Source organism: Streptomyces sp. DG2A-72 (assembly GCF_030499575.1).
Lineage (GTDB): Bacteria > Actinomycetota > Actinomycetes > Streptomycetales > Streptomycetaceae > Streptomyces.
Genome location: NZ_JASTLC010000001.1, coordinates 283,873 through 298,862, shown reverse-complemented (window position 1 = coordinate 298,862; position 14,990 = coordinate 283,873). Strand labels below are relative to the sequence as shown.

The following is a 14,990-nucleotide window of genomic DNA, read 5'->3' as shown; positions in this document are numbered from 1 at the left end:
CGGCCGTCCACGGGGCGGGGTGGCCCTAGTAGCACAGGGTGGTGAGGGCGAAGACGCCGTTGGCGTAGACCTCGATGTGTTCGCCGATGGTGAGGATGCGCAGGGTCGCCGCGGGTTCGGTCAGGACCGTCTCGCCCAGCCCGTCCCCGTCCGGGCCGGTGACCCACAGGTTCCTGCCGTCGCAGCCGACGAGCAGGGCCGGGCGGTCGCCGTCGGGGGTGTCGGTGCGCAGGGTGGTCTCGACGCGGCCGGTGAGGGTGAGATCGCCGACCGCGTGCAGGGCGGGCTGTTCCCTCTGGACGTCGTCGCCACGATCACGCGTCGGACGCTGTTCAGCGAGGTGGAGCGCGGCCATCCTGCCGATGGTGGAGAAGGTGCCGGGACGGCGGTCTTCTCGTGACGCGCGCCCGTTTCGGCGGCTGAAGCCGCAATGGGAGAAACCTGTCAACGAGCCCAGGATATTTCCATTATATGGGGTGCCAGCCATCCAATTGGGACAGGCCCGAAGGCTCGCGCCTTGAGCTGTCAACAATATTGCTGATAGCTCTCTCATCCAGCGCGCGCGTGTTCTGGACGCCGCCGCCCGCAGAGTCGGCGCACCGTCCCCCACCCTTGTCTTCAGGGAGTGTTCGTGAGCAAAGAGAGAACAAGTCGGGCTCGTCACCGACGGACTTGGCGGGGCATAGCCGGCGTGGCCGCCGGTGTGGTCCTCGTCGGGGGCGGATTCGTGGCGGCCAACGCCGCGACAACCACGGGCGCCGCGAAGAAGGCCGGTGTCCACTACCCGGTCGACAAGAAGGCCAACGGCGTCGCGGCCGTGGTCAGCGCCGCCAACGCGTTCCTGAACACGCTGGACTCCGACCAGCAGGCGGCGACGGTCCTGGACTACTCCCAGGCGAACGCGACCGCGTGGTCGAACCTGCCGTGCGGGTCGTCCTGCCGGGTCGGCATCCAGACGGGCTCGCTGAGCGACGAGCAGCTGGCCGCCCTGAAGAACGTGCTGAAGGTAGCCCTGGGGACCGGCAAGGGCACCGGCTACGAGCACGTCCTTGAGACCCTCCTGGCCGACGACCAGCTGGCCTCGGCGGAGAGCTCCGGCTCCGGGCCCGCCGCGCCGTCGGGCGGCACGTCGAGCGCCCCCTCGGCCTCGGCCGACCCCTCCGCTTCGGCGGACCCGAGCGCCACGGCCACCGACGCCCCCACGGGCACCCCACCGTCCGGCGACCCCGGCGGTGGCGCAGGCGGCGGCGCCGGGTACGGCAGTGACATCTACCTCATGGCGTTCCTGGGCACCCCGTCGGTCGACGGCACCTGGCAACTGCAGTTCGGCGGCCACCACCTCGCCGTGAACGTCACCTACAAGGACGGCAAGGTGGCCGGCGCCAGCCCGTTCTTCACCGGCGTCGAGCCCACCAGCTGGACCGCGGACGACGGCACCACGTACGAGCCGATGGCGAAGTTCCGCAACGGCATGCTCGCCCTGACCGGCAGCCTGAGCACGGAGCAACTGGCCAAGGCCAAGCTGTCCGAGTCCTTCAACGATGTGCTGCTCGGCCCGGGCGAGGACGGTCAGTTCCCGGAGACCAAGGAGGGCATCAAGGCCAGCGAGCTGTCACCCAAGCAGCAGAAGCTGGTCCTGGAGGCGATCCACCCCTGGGTCGCGGGCGTGGACGACGTCACCGCGAAGCGGCTCATGAAGACGTACGCGCGTGAGCTGAACGAGACCTACATCGGCTACTCCGGCGGCACGGGCCTGGATACCCAGGGTGACTACGTCCGCATCGACGGCCCCAGCGTGTGGATCGAGTTCGTCTGCCAGAACGGCTTCGTCTACCAGGACAAGGTCCACTACCACACCGTCTACCGGGACCACACCCGCGACTACGGCAGCGGGTTCTCCTTCTCATGACCCGACCGCGAAACTGGCTGACCACAGCACTGCGTCTGGTGGCCGGGATCGCGATCGCGGTACCGGCGGCGCTCCTCCTCGGGGCGCCGCCGGCCGCCGCGCATCCGATGCCGCACTCGGTGGTGGAACTCGACGTGTACCAGGCGTCGGTCGCCGCACGGCTGGAACTGCCGGTCGACGACTTCTCCCGGGCCAGCGGGATCGACCTGAGCGACACCACCCAGGCCACGCTGTCCGGAAAGGCCGAGGCCATCCGGACCTACCTCGGCAAGCACATCCACCCGGCCACCACCCAGGGCAAGGCCTGGCAGGTCAGCATCGGCAGCCTGAGCCTCAGCCGCACCGAGCAGACCTCCACCGGCCCCTACCGCGAGCTGGTCGCCGAGGCCGTACTCACCCCGCCGGCCGGCACCGACGTACGCCACTTCACCTTCGACTACGACGTCATCGTCCACCAGGTCATCACGCACACCGCCCTGGTGACGATACGTCAGGACTGGGCCACCGGGCAGATCGACGGCGAGGGCGCCACCCAGGTCGGCACCATCCGGGTCGACACCCGGACCATGACCGTCCCCGCCCTGAAAGTCGACCTCGGCGACGGCAGCGCCTGGCGCGGGTTCCTCGCCATGGTGAAGCTGGGCGGCGACCACATCCTCACCGGCACCGACCACCTGCTCTTCCTGCTGATCCTGCTCCTGCCCGCACCGCTCGCGGCCACCGGACGGCGCTGGGACGGCCTGGTCGGCGCCCGGTCCGCGCTCGGCCGGATCGCCCGCATCACGCTCGCCTTCACCGTCGGGCACTCCGTCGCGCTGGCCGTCACCGCGCTCGGCCGCCTGGACATCCCGGACTGGCCGGTCGAGGCGTTCATCGCCGCCAGCATCCTCGTCGGCGCGATCCACGCGATCCGCCCCCTCTTCCCGGGCAAGGAGGCGCTCGTGGCCGGAGTCTTCGGGCTCGGCCACGGTATGGCGTTCTCCTTCGTCCTGGCGGAGATGCACCTGTCCACCGGACAGCTCGTGACCAGCCTCCTCGGCTTCAACCTCGGCATCGAACTGGTCCAGCTCCTGCTGGTCTGCCTGGCCCTGCCCTCGCTGCTGATGCTGGCACGCCTGCGCATCCAGCCCACGCTACGACTGGCCGGCGCCCTGCTCACCGGCACCGCGGCCGTCGGCTGGCTGGCCGACCGCCTCGGACTGCCCAACCCCGTCGCCCGGGCAGCCGACAGCGCCGGATCCCACACCACGCCGATGCTGGCCGCCCTCACGGTGACCGCACTCGCCGCCACCGCCTGGACCCTGGCCACCCGTCAGCACGCACGGCCCGGGCCGACCGAGCCCGCTGCGGCGACATGTCCCGAGTTGGAATCCTCCCCCTCGTAGACGAGGGGGATACCTGGCTCAAGCTGCCTCCTGGAGCAGCGCTCCAGGAGGTCTTACGCCGTCGGCACCAGCGGGGTGGAGACCAGCCCGGACGAGCATCACGCGGGCGGAGTTCTTGTCCCCGGAGGAGACGGCTCCGGCACGCGGTGCAGGTGTAGGCGCGCTCACCCAGCAGGCGATGCTTGGCTCTCGCATCGCAGTGCGCGCGGTCCATCGTGGTGTGCGCGAGGTGGACGAGGCGGACGTCCCACCGGTGCTTGCGGCCCATCTCGATCAGGGCCTGTTTGGTGACGCCGATGGCGGCGTCGGCGGCCTTGCGTGACATGGTGGTCCCGGCGAGGAACTTCGGGCGGAATTCCTCCACTGTGAGGGCGTCGTGGTCGCGCACGACCTTCTTGGCCCGTTTGCGGCCGGTGTCCTGCCGCTGCCTGGCGATCTTCTTGTGCGCCTTCGCGCGCAGCTTCTCCGCCTCGCGGTAGCCGTTCGAAGCAGCCTGACCCTTCGCCGGTTTGCGGCGGGCCATCATCCGGTCGTACGGGTCAGCTTCTCCTTCGCCTTCCTGCCGTGTTGGGCGTGGGGGAGGTCGTGGGCGTCGGAGGTGGTGGTGGCGGTCTCCCGCACGCCCCAGTCGATACCGATCACGCGGCCGGTCTCCAGCAGGGGCTCCACGGCCGCGGGCACGACGAACGAGCAGCACCAGTGCCCCAGGGTGTCCTGATACACGCGCACCGATGACGGTTCGGCGGGCAGCTCCCGCGACCACACCACCGTCACCACGACGCCCCCGCCAGGTGCAGCCTGCCGTCCTTCAGGCGGAACCCATGCTGCGTGTAGTTGAGGGTGGGCAGCGCCTCACGCCTGGTCTTCCACGTCGGCATCCCGGCCCGCTGCTTCTGGGGCCGGCGTTCCTTGATGTCCTTGTGCGCCTTCGCGCGGGACTTGCCGGAGTCGCGGATGATCTGCTGCTGAGGAACGCTGGCCCCCTCCCGCAGCCAGAGCGGTGCGTGCGTGCGTGTCGTTCCGGTGCCGGACAGCCGTAATGACCTCGGCTCCACGTCGGCGACGGAACGGACAAACCGAGCCTCCGCTCCGCGCAGACCGAGACGAACACTAACCAGCCCTACACAGAAAACCGCAGGTCACACCCTTCGCAACGCCCCACCCCCCGTACTACACACCTCCGCTCCGCCTCGATCCGCTACGCTGTTCACGTCAGCGGTCAGGTCGCGCAAGATGTCCGCCCGGGAAACCGTCGCGAGCACCAGCGCACCCCCACTGACCAGCGGGCTTGTACGCCTCGGCTGAAGATCCACTCGCTGGGTTTTCTCCAAGGTTTTTTACAAGCCCCTGAGCCGACGGGGTGCGCCGACTGGCCTGAGCGTCGGTAGCTGATTGCTTCGCAACGCTCGGGCGAGCGGGGCGTCTTCGCTAGCGCCGAAGCGGACGATCCGAGGGACGAGCTCCTCAGCGTGGTTCGTTACGCGTACGGTAGAGATCGCCTACAGGACGCTCTCGTCCACAGTGAAGATCATGCTGCGGACCGGGGCGAGTTTCTGCAGGTGCGCCGTGTCGGCCGCGGCGGCGCGTCCCTCGGGTGAAGCGAACGCGGCGTGCAACTCGTCCATCGAGTCCCATTCCAGCTCGGCGACCCGGTAGTAGGGGAAGCCGCCGCGGACGGCGACCAGGTCGCGGCCGATCGTGTAGCGGCGCAGCCCCGGAAGGCGGCGTGCGAGCGGGATGTGGACATCGTGGTAGTGCCGGTCGAATGCCTCGGGGCCGGCGGGCGTCTCGAACAGGACGATGAAACGGGCGGTCATCGGGCGGCCCTCCGGTAGCGGGTAAGGACGACGGCACCGGCCTGCTCGGCGGCCAGGCACTCCAGCTCGGCGTGGGGGCCATCGGTCGGGAAGAGCCGCCGGCCGGTGCCGAGGAGGGTGGGGAAGGTCAGCAGCCGGTACTCGTCGATCATGTCCGCGGCCATCAGCCGGTCCACGACGCTCAGGCTCCCGGTGACGACCACGTCCCGGTGCTCGCGCTTGACGGCGTCGACCAGATCGCCGTCAAGGAGCTGGGAGTTCGCCCACACCGACGTGTCGATGTGGGTCAGGGTGCGGGAGGCGACCAGCTTCGGCACGGCGTTCATCCGCGCGGCGAACGGGTCGTCGCGACCGGGCCACAGCCGCGAGAACAGCTGCCAGGTGGTGCGCCCGAGCAGCAGTACCCCCTCGTCCAGCGTGCGGCCGAGCCGGAACTTGTCCCCGGCGACCGCCTCCGGGCCGTGCCGGAATGCCCAGCCACCCCGCGACGACCCGGCGGACCCGTCCGGGTCGGACACGATCCCGTCCAGGGTGATGAACTCGATGACGATGACGCTCACGATGAGTTTCCCTTCGGTTCGGTGCTCACCGGTACGTACCGGCCGCATCGCCCCGACTCATCGCTCCCGGCGGAACTCGCCTGCGGGAATCTCCCCCGGCAGTTCGAAGGCGTCGAACACGCGCGGATCGGCGAACACCACGTTGTGCGCGATGCGGCCGTCGGTGACGGTGAAGACCTGCAGGGTGTGCAGCAGGTGCCCGCCACCGCGCCCCGGCGCGTATGCGGCGAGCGCAGGCTGCCCGCCTGCGGTGAGCTCCCGCATGCCCCAGCCCTTGCCACGCACCCGGAACACCCGCTCCATGAACCGGCCGTAGTCCCGGCTGCCTCGGTACCACAACGGCACCGGGGGCATCTCCAGTACCGCGTCGTCGGCCAGCAGCCGCACCAGCGCGGGCACGTCCGCCGCCTCGAACGCCTGCATGTACCGCTGGACCACCGCCCGCACCTCGGGATCGTCCGGCTCGCTGACCGCACCGGCATCGCCCACAGCGGCGAGGGCGGCACGGGCGCGCTGCAACGCGCTGTTGACCGCCGCGACCGTAGTCCCCAACTGCTCGGCGACCTCGGCGGCGGTGAACGCCAGCACCTCGCGCAGCACAAGTACCGCCCGCTGCCGCGCCGGTAGGACCTGCACCGCCGCCACCCACGCAAGTCGCAGATCTGCCCTGATCTCCACATCGAACCGCGCGTCGGGGAACGGTTCCAGCCAGGGCACATCGAGCGTCGGCGTCAGTGGCGCCTCGGGGTTGTCGCTCGGCACCCCCAGCCCGGACGGCAGCGGACGCCGCCCGCGGCCCTCCAGCGCGGTCAGGCACACATTGGTCGCGATCCGGTAGAGCCAGGTCCGCACCGACGCGCGCGCCGGGTCGTAGCGGTCGCGGGCCTTCCATGCACGCAGCAGCGTCTCCTGCACCAGATCCTCGGCCTCGTGCACCGAACCCAGCATCCGGTAGCAGAACGCCACCAACTCACCCCTGTACTGCTCGAAGTCCACGGGCTCATCATGCTGCACCGGTCTTACACCCCCGCGAGGGGGCTTCAGCGGGATCCGCCAGGACTTCGGACAGCTGCCACGCGGCGTCCTCCCAGGCCGATTACTCCCTGTGCACATTCGCGGCCACTTGACTCCCCGTTACATGGCCGCGAGTGGGGAAATGAAACTGGCCACCTCCGGCGAATGGGCGGCTCTCGTGCGGACACTGGACCCTGCGGTCCGGTCCTTCATTGAGTCTCAGCGCCTGACCGCCCATCTGGTCGAAGTCGACCAGACCTCTCGCGAGGTGATGAGGGGCGGCAAGGTGATCACCGGGGGAGGGGGTTGGATCCAGAGCGCTATCCGTAACGACCGAGGCCAATGGACGCGTCTGATGCGTATCCGTCCCGCCACGGTTGTCGCCGCCATGTCGGGTGGGGCGGCCGTTCTGGGTGCCATCGCGGCTCAAGCTCAGACGGCCGAGATGGCCCGGGATATCAAGGCCATCCGGCAGGGGCTGGACGAGATCCACGAGCACTCGCGGACCGACCAGACCGGTGCTGTCGAGAATGCCGTCGAGCAGGTCGAGGATCTGGTCGCGCGGCTGCGTGCTCACGGCAAGCGCGGCGTCAAGGCGAGCGATTTCTCGGTCACAAGGAACAGCCTGGGTGATGCGAGGCACAAGTGCCTTCGCCATCTTCAGGATGCGGTCACGAGGCTGGAGAACGCCGAGCAGAAGTCCCCACGTAAGGCGGAGAAGAGCCTGAGTAAGGAGGCGGTGGAAGAGGCGATCCTGTACTTGATCTGATGGCGAAGTGCTACGCGGCTACGGTCCAGTTCGGACTCGCCAAGATCGCCTTCGAGTATCACAAGAAGAAGCCTGACGTCGCCAGGACCCTGGCCGAGCGCATCACTCAGTCCACTGCCGGGCTCCGTGCTGAGATCGAAGACGTCCATGGCCGGCTCGGCCAGCTTGACGAGAGCATCCGTGCCCGGTTCCGGCCCGCGTCGAAGAACGTGAGCTTGCCGTCTTCGGCGGCAGACACAGTAATCACAGCAACTGCTTCTGCCACCGCGAAAGCGCTGGCAGGAAGTTCATGACCCTAGGCCGACTTCGTGGAACCTCGATCTCGCTCCCCGCGACTTCTATCGCCGTTGGTGCTGGCGCACTGCTCCTCGGCGACGCCGTGGTTCAGTCCCGTGCGGTGAAGAAGCTGGACGAACGCCTGGGACAGCTCGCGGAAGCCAGCGGCAGAAGCTCCCAAACCCTCCATCAGGCGACACCGAGCCTTGAGGTGCTCCGAACCCTGACCGAAGAGCTTGCCGGACCCGACAAGTGAGTTCACTGGACTAGGGTCCGTCTTCAAAGATCATCGGAGGGTGGATCACGGTGGGGTGATACGGCGCCATGAACTCACCGATCTGGAGTGGGAGTTGCTCGCTCCGCTCATACCGCGTGCCACAACGGGACGTCCGCGTGTGTCGGACCGGCAGGTCATCAACGGGATGGTCTACAAGATCCGCACCGGGATCTCCTGGCGTGACTTGCCGGATCGCTACGGGCCGTGGCAGACCGTCTCACCCGCTTCCGCCGCTACGCCTTGGACGGCGTGTTCACTCACGCTCTTCAGCACATCCAGGCCCAGGCCGACGCGGCCGGCGACATCGACTGGCTCGTCCAGATCGACTCCACCATCGTCCGCGCTCACCAGCACGCCGCGGCCACCGGCCGAAAAGAGGGCGCCACTGGCAGGACGAACCGGACGATCACGCCCTCGGCCGATCCCGAGGAGGCCTGACCACCAAGATCCACCTCGCCCTGCGACGGCAAAGGCCGTCCACTCGCCGTGCTGGTGACCCCGGGCCAGCGGCACGACAGTATCTGCGCATGCCCGCTCCTCGAACGCATCCGGGTCCCGCGCACCGGCCTCGGCCGACCCCGCTGCAGGCCCGACCAGGTCATCGCGGACAAGGCCTACAGCTCTCGAGGCTTCCGCGCCTACCTACGCAAACCCAACGCGGACATGTGGGCCACTGCAGATTCCTGCGCACGCGAGCATGGCGAAGGAGTGGGCCGCGACGTGGACGGCCCTCTGCCGCCGAACCTGGAGCACGTCCCGACAGGGCGGACCGCGACTTCACCGCGTGGCGCAACCCTTGGGCCCGCTCCCGGGTCCAACTGGCGACGGCGGGGACGGGCCCCTCGCCGGCCCCCGCCGCTCCGCGCCCGGCCATGCCGCGATCCTGGGAGCCACATCGTGCGCAGCAAGCGACCCACCAGCAGACGCAGGACGAGCCGGACGACCGCCACGGCCGCGGCGACCGTGCTGCTGACGATCGGCGCCACGATCACCGCGACGACCACTTCGGCCACGGCCGCCCCCGCGCCCATCACCCACGACGACTTCAACAGCGACGGCTACCGCGATCTCGTCGTCTCCGCCCCCGGCGGCACCGTCAGCGGCAAGAAGGGCGCCGGCTACGTCGCCGTTCTGTATGGCTCGGCGACCGGCCTCTCCACCTCCCGGCGGGCGACTTTCAGCATGAGCACCCCCGGCGTGGAAGGTCTCGCCCAGACCGGCGACCGGTTCGGGCAGTCCACCGCCACGGCCGATGTGGACCGCGACGGGTACGACGACCTCGTCGTCGGCGCACCCGGCAAGGACATCGGCTCCGCCGTCGACGCGGGCTCGGCCACCGTGCTGTTCGGCTCCGCGACCGGGCTGCAGGCCACCGACAGCCGATGGCTGCGGGAGATCACCCCGGTGGCGGGCAACCGCTTCGGGATGGGACTGGCCGCCGGGTGGTTCAAGGTCGACGACTCGTCGGTCGCCATCATCTCCAGAAGCACCTTGTGGGCCTTCAGCTTCGAAGTCATGTCCTACGGCCGGGTCATGAGCTCGGACTACAGCGCACTGTCCTTGTACGTGCCCGCGGACTTCCGTCCCGCCTCGCTCACCATGGGCGATTACAACAAGGACCGCGCGGACGACCTGGTCATTCTCGGGACCGAAAGCTACGGCCAGGCGGGCTTGTCCGGCAGGGCGATCTACGTGTCCGGGGGGCGGGGTGGGTGGGCGGACCGCTATGAGATTTCCGGCGGTGGCCCGGTCGGTGCGTCGGGCGACGTCAACAAGGACGGTTACACCGACCTCGTCGTGGGCTCTCCCACCGAGCGCGATTCCGCAGGCAACCCTTCCGGCGCCGGTGTCATCTACGTCCATTTCGGCGGACCCGGCGGCCCGGGCAGCCCGACCGGCGGCTCCAACAGGCAGTTCTGGACCCAGAACTCGCCTGGCGTCCCGGGCGTCAACCGGGTCGGCGACCGCTTCGGGGGTGCCGTCACCGTGGGTGACGTCGACGGTGACGGCTACGGCGACGTCGCGATCGGCGCCCCGGGGAACGACATGGGCACCGCCCTCGACGCGGGCACCGTCTGGGTGATGCGGGGCTCTGCCACGGGCCTGACCACGAACGGCATCCGCACCCTCAGTCAGAGCCCCAGGGCGGTCCCCGGCACCCCCGAGAAGGCCGACCAGTTCGGCGGCGCGCTGCGGCTCATCGACGCCGACCGTAACCTCAGGGCCAGCCTGATCGCCTCCGCCCCCGGCGAGGACACGGGCGACGGCCGCGTCTGGGTCTTCCCCGGCACCAGCGGCGGCCTCTCCACCAACCGATCATGGTCCTTCAACGGCGGCACGCTCCGTGCCCCCACCGCCGACGCCCGTTTCGGGGAGACGCTCGCCCCTCACGGCCGTTGAAGAACACCAACCGTGATGGCGCCGAGGGGGAGTGCATGGGCAACTGGGTTGTGATCGCGGAGTACTACAGCGACGTATACAGGACCGAGTTCATCTGCCATGGGCAGGAAACCAAGGAGCAGGCACTGAAGGCACTCCGTGCTGCCCTCCACACGTATGTACCGAGCAAAAACATCGTCGAGAAGCGGCGCCGTGTGTACCGCTTCGCCGACCAGGAGTCATACCTGGTGGTGATCAAAGGCCGGCTGTCGGAGTGGGAGTGCACCCTGCGCATCGCCGAGCTGGTCTCGGACTCGACCGACCCGGCCGTGGCCGAGCGGGCGCAGTTGGACGACGGCGCGGCAGATGTCGCCGACGGACCGCAGGACCGCATCCCGCCCGGCTACTGAGCGCCGTTCAGCCACAGGGCAGGTCCCTGGCTCCCGCGCGGGGGCGATCGCGCTGTGCCCGGTAGGGAACTGCTGAACACTCAGCAGGATGGATGTGAAGCCCAACAAGGCAGTGGTGCGGGAGCTTGACGAGTTGGGCAACGGTGTCGGCGATTTCGGGCGGCTGGATGCCCTGTGTACGCCTGACATGGTGAACCACGCGCTGACGCCCACCATCCCGACAGGCGTCGAGGGCAGCCGGCAGTTCCTGATGCGGGCCCGCCGCGACCTGCACCCGGCCCGGTGGGGTGCCGAGCGGGACGTGCCGCAGAGACGTCACCTTCGCCTACCGGCCGGCCGACGGGCGGATCGCCGAGCGTTGGGCGGTACGCGACGACTTGGCCATGTTGCCGCGGCTCGGCGCGCTGAACCGCCGCCGCACTGAGCGCCGGTCGATGTCCCGCAGAGTGCGCGCTCCTCTCGCGAACGAGCGCATGCGGTGGCGGCGCCCGCGGTCCGTCCGATGGGGCGAGCGGCGTCTCAACGCCTATGCGGAATACGCCCACTCAGTCAAGGAACTCAGCAGGGCGTCTGGCGTGGCTGGCTCGCGGCATACCGATACCGGCATCGCCACATGGTTGTCGGCGGCCGGTGGCCACATTTGAGCGAATGTGTGTTCGGCATGATGAAACCCGGGCGTTACGTTGGCCGGTTTGCAACGCCTTTAGGGTGGTGGGTGTGGCGCAGGGGTTCGAGTCGATTCACAGTCCGGCGGCCGTGGAGGCCGGCGGTCGCGGCGGTGCGCCCGCACGAGGCGTGGGTGCGCCGTCCCTGTTGGGTGCGCTGCGGTCGGCTGCGGGCCGGATCGGTACGACGCTGGACAAGGACACCACCTGTGCGGAGCTGACCCGGGAGGTCGCCGGCCAGGTGGGAGCCGCGGCGGCGATCCTGCGGGTGCGGAGCGGGAGCGGCTCGGAGTACGAGGCCGTGTGCGGGAACCCGGCGGTGCTGCCCGACGCCGAGTGGGCGGCAGCTGTCGCGGGGGAGTCGGCGGCGCTGGGGGAGGGCGGGGTCGTGCATGCGGCTTCCGACGGCTCCCGGCCCGCGCTGTGCGTGCCGCTCACCGCCTGCGGGCACCACTACGGCCTGCTGGTGTGCGCCCGTGAGGGTGTGCCGTTCACGCGCGCCGAGGGAGAGCTGGTGGAGTTCCTCGCGGAACGGGCCTCTTCGAACATCCGGCATGCCCGGGAGCACGACGCGGTGAGCGACATCGTCGGCAAGCTGCAGCGCGCACTGCTCGCCGAACCCGGTCGGCCGCACCCCAACCTGGACGTCGCCATCCGCTATCTGCCGGTGGGGCAGCGGGCCCTGGTCGGCGGTGACTGGTGCGAGACCGTCCGGCTGCACTTCGGACGTACGCTCCTGGTCGTCGGTGACGTCATGGGCCACGGCCTGGAAGCCGCCGTGGACATGGCGGCCTACCGCTCGGCCCTGCGGTACATAGCCTCCGCCGACCTGCCGCCGCATCGCGTGCTGCGCCAGCTCGACGACATCGCCTCCAGGGAGGCGGACCGCCGCCCGGCCACCTGCCTCATCGCGCGCGTGGACCCCGTCCGCGGGCTGGTGACCCTGGCCAGTGCCGGGCATCTGCCGCCGGCCGTGATCGACGGAGAGGGCCGGGTCGCACTCCTTCCGGTGCCGGTCGGCCCGCCCCTGGGCACCGGCCTCGGCGGCTACCAGCCGGCGACCTACCGGCTGGAGCCCTCCGAGACGCTCATGCTGTTCACCGACGGACTCGTCGAGCGCCGCGGTGAGGACATCGACCAGTCCCTGCACCGGCTGGCCGGTCTCAGCTTCTCGGCTGTCGCCGGCGTCGAGGACGTCCTCGACACTGCGCTCGCCCGCCTCGACGCCCGCAACGCCGAAGACGATGTCGCGGCACTGGCCGCCCGGCTCCAGCACCGCTCCGCGCACGCACACGACTTGCAGCGCTCCAGCTCCTGAATGGGGAGTGGCAGTCGGAGTATCGATGTCCAGGGCCGGGACTTGATGTTCACGGCCGACGTCTACCGATGATCGTCGGGCCGGTCACGGCCCCCGCCAGATGTTGTCGAAGGCCGCGTCTTCGATGCTTCGCCGCTGCCGTACGGCCGCCAGCTCCGTCACGGCGTCGCTCACGGCCGCCAATACGGTGATGACCGCGTCGTCGGTGAGGTCCGCGAGGTCTTCGGACGGCTCGTCGCGGATCCCGACGGCGGTCGCGAGACCGGCGAGGACGGGCTCGCCCGATGCCCAGCGCTCGGCCGCGTGACTCCGAGCCGGCGAGTCGGGCACTGCCACTGCTGTTCGTTCGCTGCGGAGGGGGCTCCAGCGACGGCGTGGCCGGGTGACGTCTCCTTCCGTCTCCAGGGCGGCGAGATACGCGGCGTGCAGGCCGCGGCCCCGGCGCCACAGCCACTCCTCGACGGACTCGTACGGTGCCTGCCGTACGAGGGCCGACACCGCCTCGTTCAACAGGCGCTCCCCCAGGTCGTGTTGCGGGCCGGGGACGATGTGGTCGCCGTCCAGGGTGACGGCCCGGGCGTCGGCGAGGTCGAGCAGTTCGGCTCCGGCGAGCGCCAGCGAGACGTCGCCCTGCTCGGCGGGGCGGTCGGCGGCGGAGTCCAGGGTGACGATGAGCAGGTCCTGTGCTGTGGTCATGGTGTCGGACTCCCTGTCGGAGGCGTCGGTGTTCCGCGGCTGCGGTGTCGTCCGCCGGGCGGGTGATGGGTGATCGTACCGGGGCGGATTGCCGTACCACCACAGTGTGGTGCGGGGAGCCGACGCGCAGCACGGCGGCGGCCACTCGCCCCGAACAGGACCGCGGAGACCAGCGCTGCCGCCACATCGGAGGCCAGTGCCGGTAGTGCGATGCCGACCCGGGGCGGGACCAGCGGCACCCGAGCCGGGCTCAGAGCGCCGCCGACGGTGCGGCGGCCGGACCGACTGCTCGTACTCAGCCGGTGAAGAAGTCGACGAGGCTGTGGGGTGCGTTGGCGCCGTAGCAGAGCTCGTGGATGCGGGTGGCTTCGGTGGCGGCCGTGGCGCCGCGGGGGAACAGGGCCTGCTCGTATTCGGTGAGCGCGGCCTCGACATCGTCGGGATGCGCGGCGATGGCCCTGCCGAGTTCGGCGCCGTCGTACATGGCCAGGTTGGCGCCCTCGCCGGACGGAGGCATGAGGTGGGCGGCGTCGCCGAGCAGGGTCGCTCCCGGCACCCGATCCCACCGGTGCCCGATCGGCAGGGCGTTGACGGTGCGCAGGACCGGCGCGGTCTCACCGTCGGTGATCAGTGCGGTGAGCTCCGGTGACCAGTCCGCGAACTCCCGCGCTATTCGTGCGGTGGCCGCGGCTGAATCGGTGAAATCGATGCCGGCGAACCAGTCCTGGGACTTGGAGAGCGCCACGTAGGTGTGGAGGGTCCCGCCGCTCTCCCGGTGAGCCTGGATCCCCTTGCCCGGCGCGAGCGCGAACAGCGAGCCGCCGCCGACAGCCTTCGCGCCGGCCGGGTGCCGGGTGTCGGCGTCGAACAGGTACGTCTCGATGAGGGAGATGCCGACGTACTCGGGTTGTGCCTCGGACAGCAGCGGACGGATCCGCGACCACGCCCCGTCCGCACCGACCAGAAGACCGGTTTCTACGATCGTCCCGTCCGCGAACGTCACTTCGTGCCGGCCGTCGAGGCGCGGGCGGACCGCGGTGGCTTTGCGCCCCCACTTGATCGTGTCGGCCGGCAGCGAGTCGAGCAGAAGGCGCCGCAGGTCGCCGCGGAGGACCTCCGGACGCCCGCCCGTACCGTCGTCCGGCTCGTCGAGGAGCACGTTTCCGTCCTTGTCGAGCACGCGCGACGCCTCCCCGCCTTGGTGGACGAGGCCGAGGAACTCCTCGAACAGGCCTGCGGCCTTGAGGGCGAGCTGCCCGTTGTAGTCGTGGATGTCGAGCTGGCCGCCCTGTGTGCGGGCGCTCGCCGAGATCTCCGCCTCGTAGATCGTCGCCGGGATGCCGTGGACGTGGAGGACGCGGGCGAGGGTCAGTCCTCCGAGCCCCGCGCCGATGATCGTGACGTCAGTGGTCATGGTGGTTCCTTGCGTGTCGGAGTCGGCCCGGGTGGGCACCCGGCTGTCCTCTCTGGAACGGCGTTCCAACGCAAGCCTGGAACGGCGTTCCACATATGTCA

16 protein-coding genes and 3 pseudogenes are annotated in these 14,990 nt (G+C 69.8%); 12 read left to right on the top strand and 7 right to left on the bottom strand.

Annotation, left to right across the window (positions count from 1 at the left end; genetic code table 11):
- Positions 1-25: 25 nt before the first annotated feature.
- The gene (locus tag QQY66_RS01630) at positions 26-355 is read right to left on the bottom strand and encodes a hypothetical protein (RefSeq protein ID WP_301977220.1); all 330 of its coding nucleotides are present in this window, start codon (positions 353-355) and stop codon (positions 26-28) included.
- A gap of 336 nt (positions 356-691) precedes the next feature.
- On the opposite strand from QQY66_RS01630, the gene QQY66_RS01625 reads away from it, so the two are divergent.
- Both QQY66_RS01625 and QQY66_RS01620 read left to right on the top strand, forming a co-directional pair.
- A complete protein-coding gene (locus QQY66_RS01625) occupies positions 692-1,909 on the top strand; it encodes a DUF3500 domain-containing protein (RefSeq protein ID WP_301977219.1) in 1,218 nt (405 codons plus the stop codon).
- On the top strand, positions 1,906-3,294 hold the full coding sequence (locus QQY66_RS01620) for a HupE/UreJ family protein (protein ID WP_301977218.1): 1,389 nt from the start codon (positions 1,906-1,908) through the stop codon (positions 3,292-3,294). Before QQY66_RS01625 ends, QQY66_RS01620 begins: the two co-directional genes overlap by 4 nt.
- A gap of 18 nt (positions 3,295-3,312) precedes the next feature.
- On the opposite strand, the pseudogene QQY66_RS01615 reads toward QQY66_RS01620, so the two are convergent.
- The 4 genes and pseudogenes from QQY66_RS01615 to QQY66_RS01600 all read right to left on the bottom strand — a co-directional run bounded on the left by QQY66_RS01615 (position 3,313) and on the right by QQY66_RS01600 (position 6,667).
- Positions 3,313-4,349 (bottom strand): annotated as a pseudogene (locus tag QQY66_RS01615) (RNA-guided endonuclease InsQ/TnpB family protein).
- A 444-nt stretch (positions 4,350-4,793) separates the two neighbouring features.
- Positions 4,794-5,111, bottom strand: coding sequence for an EthD family reductase (locus QQY66_RS01610; RefSeq protein ID WP_301977217.1), 318 nt, complete (start codon positions 5,109-5,111; stop codon positions 4,794-4,796).
- On the bottom strand, positions 5,108-5,671 hold the full coding sequence (locus QQY66_RS01605) for a dihydrofolate reductase family protein (RefSeq protein WP_301977216.1): 564 nt from the start codon (positions 5,669-5,671) through the stop codon (positions 5,108-5,110). The genes QQY66_RS01610 and QQY66_RS01605 overlap by 4 nt, the downstream gene beginning before the upstream one ends.
- Before the next feature lie 57 nt (positions 5,672-5,728).
- Entirely contained in the window at positions 5,729-6,667 is a 939-nt protein-coding gene (locus QQY66_RS01600; protein WP_301977215.1) for a sigma-70 family RNA polymerase sigma factor, read from the bottom strand.
- Between the two features lie 160 nt (positions 6,668-6,827).
- Between QQY66_RS01600 and QQY66_RS01595 the strand changes: the two genes are divergently transcribed.
- From QQY66_RS01595 to QQY66_RS01560, 10 genes and pseudogenes are all read left to right on the top strand, one after another.
- Positions 6,828-7,454, top strand: coding sequence for a hypothetical protein (locus QQY66_RS01595; protein ID WP_301977214.1), 627 nt, complete (start codon positions 6,828-6,830; stop codon positions 7,452-7,454).
- Positions 7,454-7,747 carry a hypothetical protein gene (locus QQY66_RS01590; RefSeq protein WP_301977213.1) on the top strand — a complete coding sequence of 98 codons (294 nt, stop codon included), beginning with the start codon at positions 7,454-7,456 and terminating at the stop codon, positions 7,745-7,747. The genes QQY66_RS01595 and QQY66_RS01590 overlap by 1 nt, the downstream gene beginning before the upstream one ends.
- Positions 7,748-7,851: 104 nt before the next feature.
- Complete coding sequence (locus tag QQY66_RS01585; protein WP_301977212.1) at positions 7,852-7,986, top strand: hypothetical protein; 135 nt, start codon at positions 7,852-7,854, stop codon at positions 7,984-7,986.
- A 40-nt stretch (positions 7,987-8,026) separates the two neighbouring features.
- Positions 8,027-8,167 (top strand): annotated as a pseudogene (locus QQY66_RS50190) (hypothetical protein); the annotation flags it as partial.
- A 44-nt stretch (positions 8,168-8,211) separates the two neighbouring features.
- Positions 8,212-8,445 carry a hypothetical protein gene (locus QQY66_RS01580; RefSeq protein ID WP_301977211.1) on the top strand — a complete coding sequence of 78 codons (234 nt, stop codon included), beginning with the start codon at positions 8,212-8,214 and terminating at the stop codon, positions 8,443-8,445.
- 33 nt (positions 8,446-8,478) lie between these two features.
- A pseudogene (locus QQY66_RS50185) lies at positions 8,479-8,670 on the top strand (transposase); the annotation flags it as partial.
- A 234-nt stretch (positions 8,671-8,904) separates the two neighbouring features.
- Positions 8,905-10,407 carry an FG-GAP-like repeat-containing protein gene (locus tag QQY66_RS01575; protein ID WP_301977210.1) on the top strand — a complete coding sequence of 501 codons (1,503 nt, stop codon included), beginning with the start codon at positions 8,905-8,907 and terminating at the stop codon, positions 10,405-10,407.
- Between the two features lie 35 nt (positions 10,408-10,442).
- The gene (locus QQY66_RS01570; protein WP_301977209.1) at positions 10,443-10,796 is read left to right on the top strand and encodes a hypothetical protein; all 354 of its coding nucleotides are present in this window, start codon (positions 10,443-10,445) and stop codon (positions 10,794-10,796) included.
- A gap of 88 nt (positions 10,797-10,884) precedes the next feature.
- Positions 10,885-11,220 carry a hypothetical protein gene (locus tag QQY66_RS01565; protein WP_301977208.1) on the top strand — a complete coding sequence of 112 codons (336 nt, stop codon included), beginning with the start codon at positions 10,885-10,887 and terminating at the stop codon, positions 11,218-11,220.
- A gap of 293 nt (positions 11,221-11,513) precedes the next feature.
- Complete coding sequence (locus QQY66_RS01560) at positions 11,514-12,779, top strand: PP2C family protein-serine/threonine phosphatase (protein WP_301977207.1); 1,266 nt, start codon at positions 11,514-11,516, stop codon at positions 12,777-12,779.
- Between the two features lie 84 nt (positions 12,780-12,863).
- On the opposite strand, the gene QQY66_RS01555 is transcribed toward QQY66_RS01560, so the two are convergent.
- Positions 12,864-13,475, bottom strand: coding sequence for a GPP34 family phosphoprotein (locus QQY66_RS01555; RefSeq protein WP_301977206.1), 612 nt, complete (start codon positions 13,473-13,475; stop codon positions 12,864-12,866).
- 295 nt (positions 13,476-13,770) lie between these two features.
- A complete protein-coding gene (locus QQY66_RS01550; protein ID WP_301977205.1) occupies positions 13,771-14,889 on the bottom strand; it encodes an NAD(P)/FAD-dependent oxidoreductase in 1,119 nt (372 codons plus the stop codon).
- Positions 14,890-14,990: the final 101 nt, after the last annotated feature.

What these genes read in the sequence shown, in the direction of transcription:
- QQY66_RS01630 (WP_301977220.1), bottom strand. Translation starts at nt 355, where the DNA reads ATGGCCGCGCTCCACCTCGCTGAACAGCGTCCGACGCGTGATCGTGGC.
- QQY66_RS01620 (WP_301977218.1), top strand. Translation starts at nt 1,906, where the DNA reads ATGACCCGACCGCGAAACTGGCTGACCACAGCACTGCGTCTGGTGGCC.
- QQY66_RS01610 (WP_301977217.1), bottom strand. Translation starts at nt 5,111, where the DNA reads ATGACCGCCCGTTTCATCGTCCTGTTCGAGACGCCCGCCGGCCCCGAG.
- QQY66_RS01595 (WP_301977214.1), top strand. Translation starts at nt 6,828, where the DNA reads ATGAAACTGGCCACCTCCGGCGAATGGGCGGCTCTCGTGCGGACACTG.
- QQY66_RS01590 (WP_301977213.1), top strand. Translation starts at nt 7,454, where the DNA reads ATGGCGAAGTGCTACGCGGCTACGGTCCAGTTCGGACTCGCCAAGATC.
- QQY66_RS01570 (WP_301977209.1), top strand. Translation starts at nt 10,443, where the DNA reads ATGGGCAACTGGGTTGTGATCGCGGAGTACTACAGCGACGTATACAGG.
- QQY66_RS01565 (WP_301977208.1), top strand. Translation starts at nt 10,885, where the DNA reads ATGGATGTGAAGCCCAACAAGGCAGTGGTGCGGGAGCTTGACGAGTTG.
- QQY66_RS01555 (WP_301977206.1), bottom strand. Translation starts at nt 13,475, where the DNA reads ATGACCACAGCACAGGACCTGCTCATCGTCACCCTGGACTCCGCCGCC.
- QQY66_RS01550 (WP_301977205.1), bottom strand. Translation starts at nt 14,889, where the DNA reads ATGACCACTGACGTCACGATCATCGGCGCGGGGCTCGGAGGACTGACC.